The sequence below is a fragment of the Shimia marina genome, from assembly GCF_001458175.1.
Taxonomy (GTDB): domain Bacteria; phylum Pseudomonadota; class Alphaproteobacteria; order Rhodobacterales; family Rhodobacteraceae; genus Shimia; species Shimia marina.
On record NZ_CYPW01000006.1, the window covers coordinates 391591 to 407660 of the forward strand.

Sequence of the window (16070 nt, forward strand, 5' to 3'; positions counted from 1 at the left end):
GACATATCCTGAATGTGTTGGCACAACGGGGCCATGGAATTTGTTTTTGCATATGGTGCGGGTCTGCTGACCCTGATTAACCCCTGTGTGGTGCCGGTTTTGCCCATCGTCATCGCCACCGCCCTTCAGGCCTCCAAACACGGCCCCGCAGTTCTGGCTCTGGGCATGAGCCTGAGCTTTGTGATGCTCGGCATGGCCGTGACGACCTTTGGTTATGCCATCGGCCTCACCCCTGAAACCCTGTCTCAAGCCGGGGCCGTCTTGATGATTGCCTTTGGAACGATCCTTCTGATCCCCCGGTTCTCCACCGCGTTCTCCACGGCAACAGCTGGCGTCGCTGCCCGTGCAGACAGTGGGCTCGATGCTGTAGACCGCTCCACCCTTCAGGGCCAATTCCTCGGTGGGCTCCTGCTGGGCGCGGTCTGGTCCCCCTGTATCGGGCCCACGCTTGGCGGCGCCATTTCTCTGGCCAGTCAGGGCGAAAGTCTCGGGTTCGCCGCGCTGATCATGGTGGCCTTCGCCGCAGGCGTGTCCACACTCATCCTCGCGCTCGGCTATGGGGCACGCTCCGCCATGAGCCGCCATCAGGCGACTATGCGCGCCATCGCCGCCAAATCCCGCCCGATCATGGGCGTGGTTTTCCTCGCCACCGGCCTCGCGCTGTTTTTCAACCTCCACCACATGATCGAAGGCTGGCTGCTCACTGTCATGCCCGCCTGGCTGATCGACCTGTCTGTTTCCATTTAACCAAGGAGTTTCCCCATGCACCGCCGCACCTTCCTCACCGCAGCCGCCGCCAGCCTTCTGGCACCGCTCGCGGCCCGCGCCGCCACCGACTACACCCCCGGCCTCGTCAAAAAGCACCTTGCCAAAGGCGACATCGTCTTCCTTGATTTCTCCGCCACATGGTGCGCCACCTGTGCCACACAGGAACGGGTCGTCAACGAATTGATCGACGAAAACCCCGCCTACGGTGAGGCCATCACCTTCATCAAGGTCGATTGGGACACCTACCGCAAAGCCGAGCTCACCAAGAGCCTCAAGATCCCGCGCCGCTCCACGCTTGTGGTGCTGAAAGGGGATCAGGAGCTTGGCCGCATCGTGGCCGGCACCTCAAAGTCCCAGATCAAAGGCCTGCTCGACACCGCTCTGAAGGCCTATAGCGCCTGACGCTGCGACACCTCCACGCCAGCGCAACCATGACACGCTGGCGTGATCTCCCCTTTTCAAACGCCCGTATCCTCCCATATGCCTGAAGACAGAACACCGATCCCGCCCGCGCATCAGGGCCCATAGATCGGGGAAGGAGACGCGCATGACCAAATACACCCGCGACACCAATGTGATCGCCACGCTGAGCGATGAGCAATTCTGGGTCACTCAGGAAAACGGCACCGAGCGCCCCGGCTCCGGCAAGCTGCTCCACAACAAAGAGCCCGGCCTCTACGTGGATGTGGTCTCCGGCGAACCCCTCTTTGCCAGCGCTGACAAATACGAAAGCGGCTGCGGCTGGCCGAGCTTCACCAAGCCCATTGAAACCGCCTATGTCACCGAACATCATGACGCAACCCACGGCATGATCCGCACCGAAGTGCGCTCCAGACACGGCGACAGCCACCTTGGCCATGTCTTCCCCGACGGCCCACAGGATCGCGGCGGCCTGCGCTATTGCATCAACTCCGCCTCATTGCGGTTCATCCACCGCGACGATATGGAAGCGGAAGGCTATGGCGCCTATCTCAACCAAATTGAGGAGATCGAGCAATGAGCGAACGTGCAGTTCTGGCCGGCGGCTGTTTCTGGGGCATGGAAGACCTGATCCGCAGAATGGAAGGTGTGCTGGACACCCGCGTGGGCTACACTGGCGGCGATGTGCCCAATGCCACCTACAAGAACCACGGCACCCATGCCGAAGCCATCGAGATCACCTTCGATCCGGCCAAAACCTCTTTCCGCAAGCTGCTGGAATTCTTCTTTCAGATCCACGATCCGACCACCGTGAACCGTCAGGGCAACGACATCGGCACCTCTTATCGCTCCGCCATTTTCTATGTGGATGAGGCACAGAAAGAGGTCGCCATCGACACCATCAAAGATGTCGAAGCCTCCGGTCTCTGGCCCGGCAAAGTGGTGACAGAAGTCACCGCCGTCAGTGATTTCTGGGAAGCCGAAGATTATCATCAGGACTATCTGGAGAAAAACAAAGGCGGCTATACCTGCCACTTTGCCCGCCCGGATTGGGTGCTGCCCAAACGCCACGGCTGAAACACCCCCCTGCCAAAGGCACCCTGCCTTTGGCAGCATGCCCCAACCGCTCAAAGGCGCGATTCACGCCTCTGCAATCCGGGGCCGCCCAGAAGCCTCCACAGTAAAGCTCGCCTCCACAAAGACCTCCCGCGCCTCTGCCTGCGCGCGGCGGATATCTTTATGCACCGTCACCCGAATGCCCTCGGCCCCGCTGCGTAAAGCATCTTCTTCTGCCTGTTGGGTGAGAGCCGTTTCAAGGCGAATTAGAGCCTCATTTTCATCCGAATAATCCTCCGGCCCCGCATCCAGATGCACCCGAAACTTACCTTCGCTGGGGGCCGTAACCGTGCCGCTTTTGCGGATGGTGATCCGCCCCACCACGGCACCAATGGCGTTGGCCACGCCGCCGTGCACTGGCAAAATCGTGTCACAGCGCACGCGCGCGCCCACCGCCGGGTAATACTGGCGTGCCGACGCCCCAAGACCAATCACCGGCCCGACCAGACCGCTATCAATGCGCACCAGCCCCTTATGCCCATCTGTCAAACCGCGCTGGGTCAGCACATGTCGCGCCAGCTGCGCTGGCGACAGGCCAAAATCACTGTCTTCTTCGGCAAAAGCAGTCTCTAACAAGGCCAAACTTGTCTGATGGGTGAGCTGCGTGACAATCATCTGGGCCAATGCCTCTGGCCCTGCTGCCAGCGTCTGACCAGAGCCAATCCGATTGCGCGCCATCAGGCTCAGTGCCAAAGTGGCCGCCTCCTGATCCCAGAAATCCGCATTGCCCAGAACATGGCTGGCATCTGACGGCGTCACGCCGCCCTGTTGCACCAGACCACGGGCCACCAGACGGTCCAGCGCCTTCTTCTCCAGCTGATTTTTCAACACCTCACCCAAAGGTCGCACCCCCGCGCCGATGCGGTCAAACAGCGTCGCCTCCCGCGCCGTCAGCCCCAGAAACTCGACCTGTGGTTCAAGATGGGTGACAGCGCGCACAAACCGCCCGTCGTGCTGCATGGGCACCGCCCGGCGCAGCTGTGTCTCAAGCGCCGCATGCACAACTTCAGGCGCCTCTGTCGCCAGAAGCGCCACCGGCAGCACCCTGCGCGGGCCCAGCGTCACACCCCCCTGCAAGCCGCTGCTCTGCACCTGCACCTCGCTGTCTCCACCCAGCCCAAAGGTGTGCATCGCCACCGCTTCCACCATGGTCCGGAACGCGCCCACACGCGCGCCCTGTGGATCAATCGCTGGCTGGCCATTGCGCAGAACTGCCACATCCGTGGTGGTGCCGCCAATGTCACTCACCAGCGCCTCCTCTGCCCCCGTCAGCCAGCGCGCGCCCACAATGGAGGCCGCCGGACCGCTCAGAATGGTCTCAATCGGCTTCTCCCGCGCCAGCTCTGCCGAGATCAGCGCGCCATCCCCACGCACCACCATTAAAGGCGCGGTGATGCCCAACCCGCGCAAACGATGATCCGCCCGTGAAATCAGCCGGTCGATCATCCCAATCAGCCGCGCATTCAACAGCGCCGTCAGCGCCCGCTTCGGCCCATTGAGCTTGGCAGAGAGCTGATGAGAGGCGCTGATCGGGCGATTGAGACGGGCAGCCAGAAGCGCTGCCGCGCGCTGCTCATGGGCCGGGTTACGGGTGGCAAATTTGCCCGCGATGGCAAAGCCTGACACATCCGAAACAGTCTCTAACCATGCACAAAGCGCCGCCTCATCCAGATCTTTCTCCGCATGGCCCGCATGATTATGGCCCCCTGCCACCACCACATGGGGATCCCCGGCAAGCGCCTCGGCCAATCCGTGTTTGTGCAGATCCTCTTCCTGAAAACCGATCAGAATAAGCCCAACCCTTTCGCCCTGCCCTTCCACCAGCGCATTGGTCGCAAGTGTCGTGGACAGAGAGGCCAGGGTGATCTCTTCAGGGCGCACATCCGCCTGCTGCAAAACGGATTCCACTGCGGCCCCAATGCCCTTGGCAAGGTCTTCCCGCGTGGTCAGTGCCTTGGCCGTGGCCACCACATCGCGCTCGTCCCGGATCAACACCGCATCCGTATAGGTGCCACCCGTATCCACCCCCAAAGACAAACTCATGCTGGCCTCTCCCGTGCTCATTTTGCGGAAACCTACGCCCCTGCGCGCGCGGCCACTGCCCCAATTGCGTCACGCTTACCTGATTTTCGACACGCAGACCCATCTCTTTTTGCGCGTCTTTTCTAAGGGGCCTCTTTTCACGGGGTGCCGCTTTCGCCACGCAGCCGCGCCACCGCCCAGCGCGCCGCATCTGCCACGGTCTCATCGGGATCCTCACACAGCGGCACTGCCGCCGCCTCAAGCTCCGGCGCACCCGAATTGCCAATGGCGTAAAGCACATTGCGTACAAAGCGATTGCGCCCGATCCGCTTGATCGGAGAGCCTGAGAAAAAGGACCGAAACCCGGGATCATCCAACCCAACCAGCTCCGCCAGCTTCGGCGCCTTCAGTTCCTCGCGCGCGTGATACTTCATCTCCCGCGCACCCTGTGCAAACTTGTTCCACGGGCAGGCGGCCAAACAGTCATCGCAACCATAGATCCGATTGCCCAGCAACGGGCGCAGCGCCGGGTCCACCGGCCCGTGTGATTCAATGGTCAGATAAGAAATACAGCGCCGCGCATCAATTTTATGGGGCGCAGGAAAGGCGCCAGTCGGACAGGCCTCCAGACAGGCCCGACAAGAGCCACAGTGATCCACCTCTGCCGCATCAATATCCAGCTCCGCAGTGGTGAACACCGACCCAATAAAAAACCACGATCCCAGATCCCGGCTCACCAGATTGGTGTGTTTGCCCTGCCAGCCAAGCCCCGCCGCCTGCCCCAGCGGTTTTTCAGGCACAGGCGCCGTGTCCACAAACACCTTCACCTGCACCTCCGGGTCCGTCTGCGCAATCAGCCAGCGCGCCAGCCGCTTGAGCCGTTTCTTGACCGTGTCGTGATAATCCTTGTTCTGCGCATAGACAGAAATCGCCGCGCGCTCCGGATGGGCATGCACCGCTGTGGGATCATGTTTGGGCGTATAGCTCTCTCCCAGCATGATCACAGAACGCGCCTCAGGCCACAGAACACTGGGATCTGCGCGCCAGTGGGTGCGCTCCCCCAGCCACTTCATCTGCCCGTGATAACCTTTGGCCAGAAACCCCGCCAGATCTGCACCCACATGGCGCACCGCATCTGGCCGACACACCCGCGCCAGATCAAAGCCCATCTCCCGGGCCTCCGCTTTCATCCGCGCGGTCAGATCAGCAGACACCGGCCCACTCCTTCATTTGGCCCGAAATATCCTCGGGGGTGAGGCCGTCAGGCCGAGGGGGCAGACAGCCCCCTTCTCCCGAAAGATCAGAAATCCAGATCCGCATAATGCGCCGGTGGCGGGAACCCCGGCACCTGATCTGCCAGAATGGCGCGAAACGCCGGACGCGACTTGATGGTCGCATACCAGTCTTTCACCACCGCAGAGCGGTTCCAATCCACATCCGAAATATAATCCAGCGCACTCAGATGCGCCGCGGCGGCAAAATCCGCAAGGCTCATCACATCCCCCGCCAGCCACCGGCGGTGATCGAGCAGCCAATGCATGTAGTCGAGGTGATATTTGATCGCCTTCGCCCCCGCCTTCACATTGGAACTGTCCGGGTAACCCGTGCCCATCAGCTTGCGATTGACCCGCTCATAGAGCAGCTTGGCGGTGACCTCATGGTGAAACTTATCATCAAACCACGCCACCAGCCGGCGCACCTCATAGCGCCCATCTGCATCCCGCGGCATCAGCGCCGGATCCGGATATTGCTCTTCCAGATACTCACAGATGGCACTGCTTTCCGCCATCATCTTGCCGTCCATCTTAAGAACCGGCACTTTGGCCGCCGGATTGCGGCGCAGGAAATCCGGATCCTGCTCCCAATAGCGCTCTTCCACCAGTTCCACTTCCAGCCGCTTTTCCCCCATCACGAGGCGCACCTTGCGGCAGAATGGGGACAGGGGCACATGAAACAAACGGTTCATCAGGACAGTCACAGCCTTGTTGGAATTTCAGAGATAGACTCTCAATGCCTTGCCATGGGCCATTTTTCAATCCGCAAAACAGGCCGCGCGCGCATCTCCGCGTATGGTCGCCGCCCCATCCAGGATCGCCGCCGCCCGCCGCCGCAACCCGGCGGTTGGCTTGCTGGCATCCCGCACCTTGGGGTTGGGCAGCACCGCCGCCAGCCGCGCCGCCTGCACCGCCGTCAAGGCCTCAGGCCCGACATCAAAATAATGCCGCGCCGCCGCTTCGACCCCAAAGATCCCCTCATCAAACTCCGCCACATTGAGATAGACCTCTAGAATGCGCTTCTTGCTCCAGGCCATCTCCACCAGCGGTGTCATAAGGGTTTCCATCACCTTGCGCGGCCAGCTGCGCCCTTGCCAGAAGTAGACATTCTTCACCGTCTGCTGGGTGAGCGTGCTTGCCCCGCGCCCCGCCCCTTCGGCAATCGCACGGCGAATCTCACGCACGTCAAATCCCCAATGCAGACAGAAATTGGCATCTTCCGCCGCCACCACTGATCGCAACATCACCGGCGCCACGTCTTCGATCGGCACCCAGGCGCGGTCAATCGCCCCAAGCCGGCGCTTCTCCCCCACCATGGTCCATGTGATCGGTGGGTTCACCACCGCGTAAAGCAGGACGGAAAGGATCACCAAAGAGACAGACCATAGCGCCACGCGCCGCAGCCAATAGCGCAGGCGCAGCCATTGACGCCTGATCACGCCATGCTTTTGTTGTTTGGCTTTTGTCTGTGCCATATCCCCGCGCGATATCCCTGTCGCTGTGATCCACCACTGTAATCAGGCGCCTCTTGATCCTACGGGCTTAGAGACTCCCCGTCATCCGTGCAAGCCTCCCAAAATGCAGAGCCAGAAATCCGCCGAAAGCTGACCTTTCTGGATCAGGGCGAGCAGGCCCAGGCCCGGATCTCACATCCCCCGCCATATGTCGCGCAATAGGCTTTGGCCGTGTATTCCGCATGTGCCCGCGTCGCGCCTTCACCAAAGCCCCAATTGCCACTGCTGCCCTCCGCAATCGCCCCACAGCTGTTATAAAACGTGTGCAGGTTGTCGCAGTTTCCGCCACATTCATTCTGCAGGGCATTGATCGCGCTCTGCTCAGAATAGTGGCTGTGGGCCCAGCCCCAGACACCGCCCTGCCCAATCGCTACTGCGCCCCAGCAGTAGGCAAAGCCACATTGCCCGGCCGATGCCACTTGCCCCGTCAGCCCCATAATCATCGCCAGCGCCAAAATACGCGTCTTCATCGTCCACTCCAATGCAATCGGTCCCCGCTGATCGCGTTCTGCAAAAGACATGAGACAAGTAAAAACCCCCAACAGCAGAGCAGTCAGAGGTTAATTTCGCGTTCATATTTCACGGATCACAGGCGAGAAAAGCGGCCCGCGCATGGTTTAGGAGAGTTTGGGACAGGCGCGTTGCACATAGCCGCCGAAGTCGGGATCATCTGCATGAAAGCGCGACATGGTAAGATGCCACGCAGGCAAGGGCAAAGACACACCTTCCGCGCCGCGCCCCTCTGCCTGCGCGGTCGCCTGTATGGTCCAAAGCACGTCGCCCCGACAGCGCTTTTTGAAAAAGACAAAATCAGAGCGCTCCGGCAGGTGTTTTTGCGCCGCTCCTTCGGGCCAATCTTCAAATCCCGCATCCAACGCCTGATCCGCGCCCCATGTTTGCAAAGCCTGCCAAGCCTGCCCGTTGTCAAACGGCACGGGCGGCACTGTCACACGGCCCGTTTCATCCACGCTCAGGACGTTTTTCATCACGCTGCAGGTCGCAATATGCGCCTTCAGAATCGCAAGATAATGCCGCTCCGGGCTGACAAAATGGAAGCTGGTTGGCATCAAATCAGGATATTTCTGCGCCAGAGACAACTCCCGCGCCGTTTGCTCTGACAAATGCCAGTCTCCATAGACAGCCTGCGTCATGCCCCCTGTGAACCAGGCCAGACACTGCGCCACGCTCTTGTCCACAAACCCGACTGAAAACTCATCTGCGCAAGCCGACATAGGCGCGCCCAAGACAACAGAAACAGACAAAAAAAGCGCCAACTTCATGGCCAGCCCTCCAAGAGCATCCCCCTCATTTAAATCACAGAAACCTCATGCGTTGAGAAGTTGCAAGTCCGCAGACGGCGTTCACACCCCATTGCCCAAGCAGCAGATCGCCAAGGCCCATATCCTTATAAAATACCGCCTCTATTCACAGATCTTTTAGGTAAAATGCCGCATTCAAAAATACATATAGAAAGAACCTTTTAACCGCTGATCAGGTAGGGATTACACTACTGCACGATTGAATAGGGAGCCTTCAGAGTGAGAGTATCTCAGTTATTGAAGTCCAAGGAATCGAACACGGTCGAGAGTATTCGACCTCACGCGACGCTTCGGCAAGCCGCCACCGCGCTGATGTCTCTGAAACTTGGCGCATTGGTTGTGACCGACGAAACCAACACAATGGTTGGCATTGTCTCCGAGAGGGATCTCCTGCCTGTCGTCGCGAGTTGTGATCCCAATGCCGCAGAAGCTTTGGTTTCAGAGGTAATGACCCGGGTCGTCATTTCATGCGGCCCGGAGGACGAGGTGGCCTACCTGCTGCACCTCATGAATGAACACGCAATCCGGCATATGCCGGTGATTGAGAATGAGAAACTTGTCGGCATTTTGAGCATCAGAGAGCTGACCAAAGCCTATGAACTCCTTCAGATTGAGGCAAATACGGATCCCCTGACCCAAGTGTCGAACCGGCGCCCCTTTCTGAAAACACTGGAAACCGAATTTGACAAAGCTCGACAACACGGGCTGCCAATGTCGGTTGCCATGCTCGATGTGGATCATTTCAAACGGATAAATGACACATACGGCCACGACGCCGGAGACAAGACTCTGCAACAGCTTTCACGGATGCTGATCCGCGAGTTTCGCACAATTGACCTTGTGGGCAGGCTCGGTGGCGAAGAATTTGCGCTGGTGTTCCCTGACACAAACCTGATTGGCGCATATGCGGCCTGTGAGCGGCTACGTTCGACGATACAGGCAAGCGAAATCATCGCTGACGCAAACAAAATCCGCTTAACGGTGAGTATCGGGCTTACCGAGATGTGCGCTCAAACCGACCCGGCCACGACCCTCCTCAAACGCGCGGACGAGTTGCTGTATGTCGCCAAAAACTCTGGCCGAAACCAAGTGATGGTCGAAGGCAGCGTGAGGATAACGCCCAACGCGAAAACCACGATTTCAACGACAACATAGGTCTTTGGGTTAGGCGCATGACCCCAAAAACAAAAACCCCCGCCAGCCAGGGCCAGCGGGGGTCTTTTTGTCTCTATTCCGGCCTTATTCGGCGGGAACCGCAGCTTCTTCAAGTGTCAACGGATGCGGAATATGCACCAGCATCTCCTTGGGGCACACCTGCAGGAAGTTGGCCTTTTCCACATCCCAATGTTGCAGGATGTCCGCCGCTTTCCGGCTGCCGGTTTCGGCCACATGGCGCTCGATCAGACCCTTAAGTTGATCCTCCCAATGCGCAACCGTCACCGGGCAGGTCACCAGCGTCTCCATATTCATGACACCTTCGGCTTTGCCTTCCGGATCATAAAGATAGGCCATACCGCCGGTCATGCCTGCGCCGAAGTTCGCGCCGATGTCCCCAAGGATCACCGCCACACCACCGGTCATATATTCACACCCACAGGCGCCGCAGCCCTCGATCACCACTTTCGCACCCGAGTTACGGACCGCGAAACGTTCACCCGCGCGGCCAGCCGCAAACAGATGTCCATCGGTCGCCCCGTAAAGCACGGTGTTGCCGATGATGGTGTTTTCGCTTGCCGTCAGCGGGCTGACCTGCGGAGGACGCACCACAACCGTACCACCGGAAAGACCTTTGCCGACATAGTCATTGGCATCGCCGGAGACTTCGATCTTCAGACCCGGCGCAGCAAAGGCCCCCAGAGATTGACCCGCAGAGCCGGTCAGCTTGACGGTCAGGTGATCCTCCTGAAGCGCATTGCGCATGCCGAAGTTGCGCACGATGTGGCTTGAGGTGCGTGTGCCCACGGTCCGGTGCGTGTTCTGCACCGCATAGCTGAGCTGCATCTTCTCACCATCTTCGAGGAAGCGTGCCGCATCCCGCACGATCTCCGCATCCAGCGTGTCAGGCACCACATTGCGCGGCATATCGCGGTTGTAGACGATGTCATGTGCGCCATCGACGGTGATCAGCAGCGGGTTGAGATCCAGGTCATCCAGATGCGCTGAACCACGGCTCACCTGCGCCAGCAGATCCGCACGCCCGATGACGTCTTCCAGGCTGCGCGCCCCGATGGAGGCCAGGATTTCCCGCACTTCCTGCGCATAGAAGGTGATCAGATTAACCACCTTGTCGGCGTTGCCCGTGTATTTCTTGCGCAGATCTTCGTCCTGCGTACAGACCCCGACCGGGCAGGTGTTGGACTGGCACTGACGCACCATGATACAGCCCATGGCGATCAGCGCAGCGGTCCCGATGCCGTATTCCTCTGCGCCCATCATTGCCGCCATCACAATGTCACGCCCCGTGCGCAGACCGCCATCGGTCCGCAGCGTGACACGCTCGCGCAGGTTGTTCATCGCCAGCACCTGATGCGCCTCGGTGAGGCCCATCTCCCATGGCAGACCACAATATTTGATCGAGGTCGCAGGCGACGCCCCGGTGCCGCCATTGTGGCCGGAGATCAGGATGATGTCGGCTTTCGCCTTGGCCACACCCGCAGCAATCGTGCCCACACCGGACGACGCCACCAGCTTCACCGTCACCTTACAGCGCGGGTTGATCTGCTTGAGATCATAGATCAGCTGCGCCAGATCTTCGATCGAGTAGATGTCGTGGTGCGGCGGTGGCGAAATCAGGGTCACACCCTTGGTCGAGTGACGCAGACGTGCAATCAGGTCGGTCACTTTCATGCCCGGCAGCTGACCACCTTCACCCGGCTTCGCGCCCTGCGCCACCTTGATCTCCAGCTCTTCACACTGGTTCAGGTATTCCGCCGTCACACCAAACCGGCCAGAGGCCACCTGTTTGATCTTCGCAGAAGGGTTGTCGCCATTGGGCTCGGGCACGAAATGCGCTGGATCTTCCCCGCCTTCGCCGGAGTCAGACTTCGCACCAATCCGGTTCATCGCAACGTTCAGTGTCTTATGCGCTTCAGGAGACAGCGCCCCCAGAGACATGCCCGGCGTCACAAAGCGTTTGCGGATCGCGGTGATGCTTTCGACCTCTTCAATCGGAATGGCCTCACCCAACGGCTTGATGTTGAGCAGATCGCGCAGGTGAATCGGCGGATTGGCCCGCATCTTCGCAGAGTACTGCTTCCACAGCTCAAAAGACGCCCGATCACAGGCCGCCTGCATCATATGCATAGTCTGCGCTTCCCAGGCGTGGGTCTCCCCGGATTTACGCGCCTTGTAAAAGCCCCCAATCGGCAACACATCCGTGCCCGACAGGAAGCCTTTGGCATGCACCTCTTCGACCTTCTTCTGAATGCCGCTCACCCCGATGCCAGAGATCCGGCTGGTCATGCCGGGGAAATACTCAGCACACATGGCACGCGACAGACCCACAGCCTCAAAGTTCAGACCACCGCGATAAGAGGAAATCACCGAAATCCCCATCTTCGCCATGATCTTCAAGAGACCCTGATCAATCGCTTCACGATAGCGCGCCATGTTTTCGGTCAGCGAGCCATCCGCCAGACCGCGCTCAATGCGATCCGCCAGCGTGTCTTCGGCCAGATAGGGGTTCACCACGGTGGCACCGGCCCCAATCAGAACCGCAAAGTAATGCGGATCAATACATTCTGCCGAGCGCACGTTCAGCGAACAGAAGGTGCGCAGACCCTTGCGGGTCAGGTGGCTGTGTACCGCGCTGGTGGCGAGGATCATCGGCATCGCCACTTTATCCGCGCCCTGCGTTTCATCAGACAGCACAATGTGGCCCGCGCCAGAGCGCACCGCATCCTCCGCCTCGGCACGAATCCGTGCGAGACCTGCCTGCAAGGCGCCCTCATGGCTGCCCGCTTCAAAGGTACAGTCGATTTTCACAACCGTATCGTCAAAGACCTCAAGCATCCGCGCAAACTGCGCATTGGCCACAAAGGGACTTTCCAATACGGCAATCTCAGTCTGGCTGCCATCTTCGCTCAGCACGTTCTTGAGGTTGCCAAACCGGGTCTTGAGCGACATCACGCGATATTCACGCAGGCTGTCGATGGGCGGGTTGGTCACCTGAGAGAAGTTCTGACGGAAGAAATGGCTCAACGGGCGATACATCTTCGACAGCACCGCACTTGGCGTGTCATCCCCCATAGAGGCCAGCGCCTCTTTGGCGTCTTCTGCCATCGGCGCAAGGATCTGCTCCACCTCTTCCATGGAGTAGCCCGCCGCGATCTGGCGCGCGCGCAGCTCAGCACCGCTATAGGTGGCGGTCTCTTCCACCCGGTCCAGCTCACCCGCCAGATCACGGATCTTGCCAACCCATTCGCCAAACGGACGTGACGCCGCCAGTTTGTCTTTGATTTCCGTGTCGTGGTAGAGCTTGCCCTCTTTCATATCCACGGCAAGCAGCTGCCCGGGACCAAGCGCGCCTTTTTCCACCACATTGGATTCATCAATCGGCACCATGCCGGCTTCAGAACCAGAAATCAGCAGGCCGTCACCGGTCACAACATAGCGCATCGGGCGCAGACCGTTCCGATCAAGCCCGGCACAAACCCAGCGGCCATCGGTCATCGCCAGCGCGGCCGGACCATCCCATGGCTCCATCACAGAATTGCAGTAAGAATACATGTCACGCCACGCCTGTGGCAGCTCCACCGCCTGTTTGGACCAGCTTTCCGGCACCAGCATGGTTTTCGCCATCGGCGCAGACCGGCCCGCACGCACCAGCACTTCAAACACACCATCCAGCGCCGCGGAGTCAGAGGCACCGCCGGGCACAATGGGTTTGATGTCATCGGCATGGTCCCCAAAGGAAGCAGAGGCCATGCGAATTTCATGGCTCTTCATCCAGTTGAGGTTGCCTTTCAGCGTGTTGATTTCACCGTTGTGCGCCAACATGCGGAACGGCTGCGCCAGCCACCACTGCGGGAAGGTGTTGGTGGAATAACGCTGGTGATAAAGCGCAAAAGCACTTTCAAAGCGCTCATCCATCAGATCGGGATAGAACACCGCCACCTGCTCGGCCAGCATCATGCCCTTGTAGATGATCGAACGGCAGGACAGCGAGGCGATGTAAAGCTCACCAATATTGGCCGCCAGCGCCGCTTTTTCGATGCGACGGCGGATCACATAAAGCTCACGCTCAAAGGTCTCTTCGTCCACACCTTTGGAGTTGGAGATCAGGATCTGCTCAATCTCTGGGCGGGTCGCATTGGCCTTCTCACCCAGACAGGTCACATCCACCGGCACATGACGCCAGCCATAGATGCGATAACCCATTTTCAGAACTTCGGTTTCCACAATCGTCCGACAGGATTCCTGTGCGCCATGATCGGTGCGGGGCAGAAACACCTGACCCACCGCAATCAGCTCATTTTTGTTGGGTTCATGGCCGGTGCGCTCGATCTGATCATAGAAGAACGGCACAGGGATTTGCACGTGAATACCCGCGCCATCCCCGGTCTTGCCATCCGCATCCACCGCCCCCCGGTGCCAGATCGCTTTCAACGCGGTGATGCCCGCCTCAACAACCTTACGGCTTGGCTTACCGTCGATGGAGACCACAAGGCCCACACCACAGGAGGAGTGCTCTTCTTCCTCGGAATAGAGACCGTTCTCCGCCAACCACTTGCGTTTGGCTTCTTCGGCTCTGACCCAGTTCTCGTCAAATTTGGTCATTGGCTTGTCTCCATCTGTCTCACCATCGGCCCCAAATCGGGAAGGTCAGCGACCCGCCTTCGGTGATCTGTGCCAACCGTGGCTTGCGCCGCTTGGTCAGCATGGTTGTCCTATTAAGATTTGCCCGCCAATTTTGGCACCTATGCGATACCACCGTGATACCGATGCGATACCGACATCCGATTTTTGCCGGAAATCGGCGGGCGTTAAGATTTACTCTGCGGCCACTGCGGCCTGTGCTGCGAACTTCTCGATGATGGCATCCGCACAATCGCGACCGTCCTTGATGGCCCAGACCACCAGCGACGCGCCACGCACGATATCCCCCACCGCATAGACGCCATCCAGATCGGTGGCACCGGTGGTGAACTGTGCTTTCACCGTGCCCCAGCGGGTCACTTCCAGCTCGGGTTGATCCCAGAGAGTTGGCAGATCTTCGGGCTCAAAACCCAGCGCCTTGATGACAAGATCCGCCTCTTCCACATAATCCGCACCCTCGATCACTTCGGGGCTCTGACGACCAGAGGCATCCGGCTGACCAAGGCGCATTTTCTGCACCATCACACCTTCGACCTTATCAGTGCCGGTGAAGCCTTTTGGCGCTGACAGCCAGACAAATTCCACGCCTTCTTCTTCAGCGTTCTGCGTCTCCCGCTGAGAGCCGGGCATGTTGGCCTTGTCGCGACGATAGAGACATTTCACGCTCTCTGCGCCCTGACGGATCGCCGTGCGCACACAGTCCATCGCGGTGTCACCACCACCGATCACAACAACCTTTTTGCCCTCTGCATTCAGCTCACCGCTTTCGATCTCCGGCACGGTGTCGCCAAAGTTCAGACGGTTGGAGGCGGTGAGATAGTCAATCGCCTTCACAATGCCTTCTGCACCAGCGCCAGGGCCTTGCAAATCACGGCTTTTGTACACGCCCGTGGCAATGATCACAGCCTCATGCGCGTCGCGAATGTCTTGGAAAGAAATGTCTTCGCCCACATTGCAGTTCAGCTTGAAGGTCACGCCACCATCTTCCAGCAGCTGGTTGCGGCGCATGACCACATCTTTCTCCAGCTTGAAGCCGGGAATGCCGTAGGTCAGCAGGCCGCCTGCGCGGTCATAGCGGTCATAGATGGTGACCTGAAACCCGGCTCGGCGCAGACGATCTGCGGCGGCCAGACCCCCGGGGCCTGCCCCGATGATGCCAACGCTTTCACTGCGCTCTTCACTAGGCGCAAGCGCCTCAACCCATCCCTGTTCCCAGGCGGTGTCGGTGATGTATTTTTCCACGGAGCCGATGGTCACGGTACCATGACCGGACTGTTCAATCACGCAGTTGCCTTCACACAGACGGTCTTGCGGGCAGATGCGGCCACAGATCTCCGGGAAGGTGTTGGTGGCCTGGCTCACCGCATAAGCTTCTTTCAGACGTCCTGTCGCCGTCAGACGCAGCCAATCCGGGATATTGTTGTGTAGTGGGCAGTGGCTCTGGCAATACGGCACGCCACACTGGCTGCAACGGCTGGCCTGCTCTTCTGCCTTCGCCTTGGCGAATTCAGCATAAATCTCATTGAAGTCATCTTTGCGCACGCCCGCATCACGCTTCTCCGGCATGTCGCGATCTACAGTCACAAATTTCAGCATCGGTTGCTTGGCCATGCCAGCTGCCTCCTGATTTTTCCAGTCCGCCGTGTTTAGAAAATAATCAAACGAGATAAAAGTCATAATTACTGACTTATATTTCACTTTTTTGATCTTTTCTCCACACCCAGGGCGAAAAATTGCGGATTTTTATGTCCGATTCGGACTTATATTGAATATTTCCCTTAAATCACAGGACCTCTATACGTGAGTCGTTCAACTTAGGG

At 59.1% G+C, this 16070-nt stretch carries 13 protein-coding genes; 5 read left to right on the plus strand and 8 right to left on the minus strand.

From position 1 onward, the window contains the following. The first annotated feature begins 12 nt into the window (after nucleotides 1-12). The 4 genes from SHM7688_RS03715 to msrA all read left to right on the plus strand — a co-directional run bounded on the left by SHM7688_RS03715 (nucleotide 13) and on the right by msrA (nucleotide 2265). Entirely contained in the window at nucleotides 13-747 is a 735-nt protein-coding gene (locus SHM7688_RS03715; protein ID WP_306341254.1) for a cytochrome c biogenesis CcdA family protein, read from the plus strand. A 15-nt stretch (nucleotides 748-762) separates the two neighbouring features. Beyond that, nucleotides 763-1170 (plus strand): thioredoxin family protein, encoded by a 408-nt coding sequence (locus SHM7688_RS03720; protein WP_058238646.1) that lies wholly within the window; start codon nucleotides 763-765, stop codon nucleotides 1168-1170. A gap of 145 nt (nucleotides 1171-1315) precedes the next feature. Next, on the plus strand, nucleotides 1316-1768 hold the full coding sequence (msrB, locus tag SHM7688_RS03725) for a peptide-methionine (R)-S-oxide reductase MsrB (RefSeq protein WP_058238647.1): 453 nt from the start codon (nucleotides 1316-1318) through the stop codon (nucleotides 1766-1768). Further along, the gene (msrA, locus tag SHM7688_RS03730; RefSeq protein ID WP_058238648.1) at nucleotides 1765-2265 is read left to right on the plus strand and encodes a peptide-methionine (S)-S-oxide reductase MsrA; all 501 of its coding nucleotides are present in this window, start codon (nucleotides 1765-1767) and stop codon (nucleotides 2263-2265) included. Before msrB ends, msrA begins: the two co-directional genes overlap by 4 nt. Nucleotides 2266-2328: 63 nt before the next feature. On the opposite strand, the gene SHM7688_RS03735 is transcribed toward msrA, so the two are convergent. The 6 genes from SHM7688_RS03735 to SHM7688_RS03760 all read right to left on the minus strand — a co-directional run bounded on the left by SHM7688_RS03735 (nucleotide 2329) and on the right by SHM7688_RS03760 (nucleotide 8394). Further along, nucleotides 2329-4347, minus strand: coding sequence for a hydantoinase/oxoprolinase N-terminal domain-containing protein (locus SHM7688_RS03735; protein ID WP_058238649.1), 2019 nt, complete (start codon nucleotides 4345-4347; stop codon nucleotides 2329-2331). Between the two features lie 137 nt (nucleotides 4348-4484). Then, nucleotides 4485-5516 carry a tRNA epoxyqueuosine(34) reductase QueG gene (queG, locus tag SHM7688_RS03740; RefSeq protein WP_058238989.1) on the minus strand — a complete coding sequence of 344 codons (1032 nt, stop codon included), beginning with the start codon at nucleotides 5514-5516 and terminating at the stop codon, nucleotides 4485-4487. A gap of 110 nt (nucleotides 5517-5626) precedes the next feature. Continuing rightward, nucleotides 5627-6292 carry an FtsZ-binding protein FzlA gene (fzlA, locus tag SHM7688_RS03745; RefSeq protein WP_058238650.1) on the minus strand — a complete coding sequence of 222 codons (666 nt, stop codon included), beginning with the start codon at nucleotides 6290-6292 and terminating at the stop codon, nucleotides 5627-5629. A 66-nt stretch (nucleotides 6293-6358) separates the two neighbouring features. Then, the gene (gene mtgA, locus SHM7688_RS03750) at nucleotides 6359-7075 is read right to left on the minus strand and encodes a monofunctional biosynthetic peptidoglycan transglycosylase (RefSeq protein WP_058238651.1); all 717 of its coding nucleotides are present in this window, start codon (nucleotides 7073-7075) and stop codon (nucleotides 6359-6361) included. 143 nt (nucleotides 7076-7218) lie between these two features. Further along, nucleotides 7219-7584, minus strand: coding sequence for a DUF4189 domain-containing protein (locus SHM7688_RS03755; protein ID WP_158500657.1), 366 nt, complete (start codon nucleotides 7582-7584; stop codon nucleotides 7219-7221). A 147-nt stretch (nucleotides 7585-7731) separates the two neighbouring features. Beyond that, nucleotides 7732-8394 (minus strand): hypothetical protein, encoded by a 663-nt coding sequence (locus tag SHM7688_RS03760; RefSeq protein WP_058238653.1) that lies wholly within the window; start codon nucleotides 8392-8394, stop codon nucleotides 7732-7734. 258 nt (nucleotides 8395-8652) lie between these two features. On the opposite strand from SHM7688_RS03760, the gene SHM7688_RS03765 reads away from it, so the two are divergent. Beyond that, nucleotides 8653-9588 (plus strand): GGDEF domain-containing protein, encoded by a 936-nt coding sequence (locus SHM7688_RS03765; protein WP_058238654.1) that lies wholly within the window; start codon nucleotides 8653-8655, stop codon nucleotides 9586-9588. Nucleotides 9589-9672: 84 nt separating this feature from the next. On the opposite strand, the gene gltB is transcribed toward SHM7688_RS03765, so the two are convergent. Together gltB and SHM7688_RS03775 are read right to left on the minus strand one after the other, a co-directional pair. Next, nucleotides 9673-14211: a glutamate synthase large subunit gene (gltB, locus tag SHM7688_RS03770; RefSeq protein WP_058238655.1), complete on the minus strand. Its 4539-nt coding sequence runs from the start codon at nucleotides 14209-14211 to the stop codon at nucleotides 9673-9675. Between the two features lie 213 nt (nucleotides 14212-14424). Beyond that, nucleotides 14425-15861 (minus strand): NAD(P)-dependent oxidoreductase, encoded by a 1437-nt coding sequence (locus tag SHM7688_RS03775; protein ID WP_058238990.1) that lies wholly within the window; start codon nucleotides 15859-15861, stop codon nucleotides 14425-14427. Nucleotides 15862-16070: the final 209 nt, after the last annotated feature.

Coding starts and splice junctions, on each gene's coding strand:
- SHM7688_RS03715 (WP_306341254.1), top strand. CDS start 13: ATGTGTTGGCACAACGGGGCCATGGAATTTGTTTTTGCATATGGTGCG.
- SHM7688_RS03720 (WP_058238646.1), top strand. CDS start 763: ATGCACCGCCGCACCTTCCTCACCGCAGCCGCCGCCAGCCTTCTGGCA.
- msrB (WP_058238647.1), top strand. CDS start 1,316: ATGACCAAATACACCCGCGACACCAATGTGATCGCCACGCTGAGCGAT.
- msrA (WP_058238648.1), top strand. CDS start 1,765: ATGAGCGAACGTGCAGTTCTGGCCGGCGGCTGTTTCTGGGGCATGGAA.
- SHM7688_RS03735 (WP_058238649.1), bottom strand. CDS start 4,347: ATGAGTTTGTCTTTGGGGGTGGATACGGGTGGCACCTATACGGATGCG.
- queG (WP_058238989.1), bottom strand. CDS start 5,516: ATGAAAGCGGAGGCCCGGGAGATGGGCTTTGATCTGGCGCGGGTGTGT.
- fzlA (WP_058238650.1), bottom strand. CDS start 6,292: ATGAACCGTTTGTTTCATGTGCCCCTGTCCCCATTCTGCCGCAAGGTG.
- mtgA (WP_058238651.1), bottom strand. CDS start 7,075: ATGGCACAGACAAAAGCCAAACAACAAAAGCATGGCGTGATCAGGCGT.
- SHM7688_RS03755 (WP_158500657.1), bottom strand. CDS start 7,584: ATGAAGACGCGTATTTTGGCGCTGGCGATGATTATGGGGCTGACGGGG.
- SHM7688_RS03760 (WP_058238653.1), bottom strand. CDS start 8,394: ATGAAGTTGGCGCTTTTTTTGTCTGTTTCTGTTGTCTTGGGCGCGCCT.
- gltB (WP_058238655.1), bottom strand. CDS start 14,211: ATGACCAAATTTGACGAGAACTGGGTCAGAGCCGAAGAAGCCAAACGC.
- SHM7688_RS03775 (WP_058238990.1), bottom strand. CDS start 15,861: ATGGCCAAGCAACCGATGCTGAAATTTGTGACTGTAGATCGCGACATG.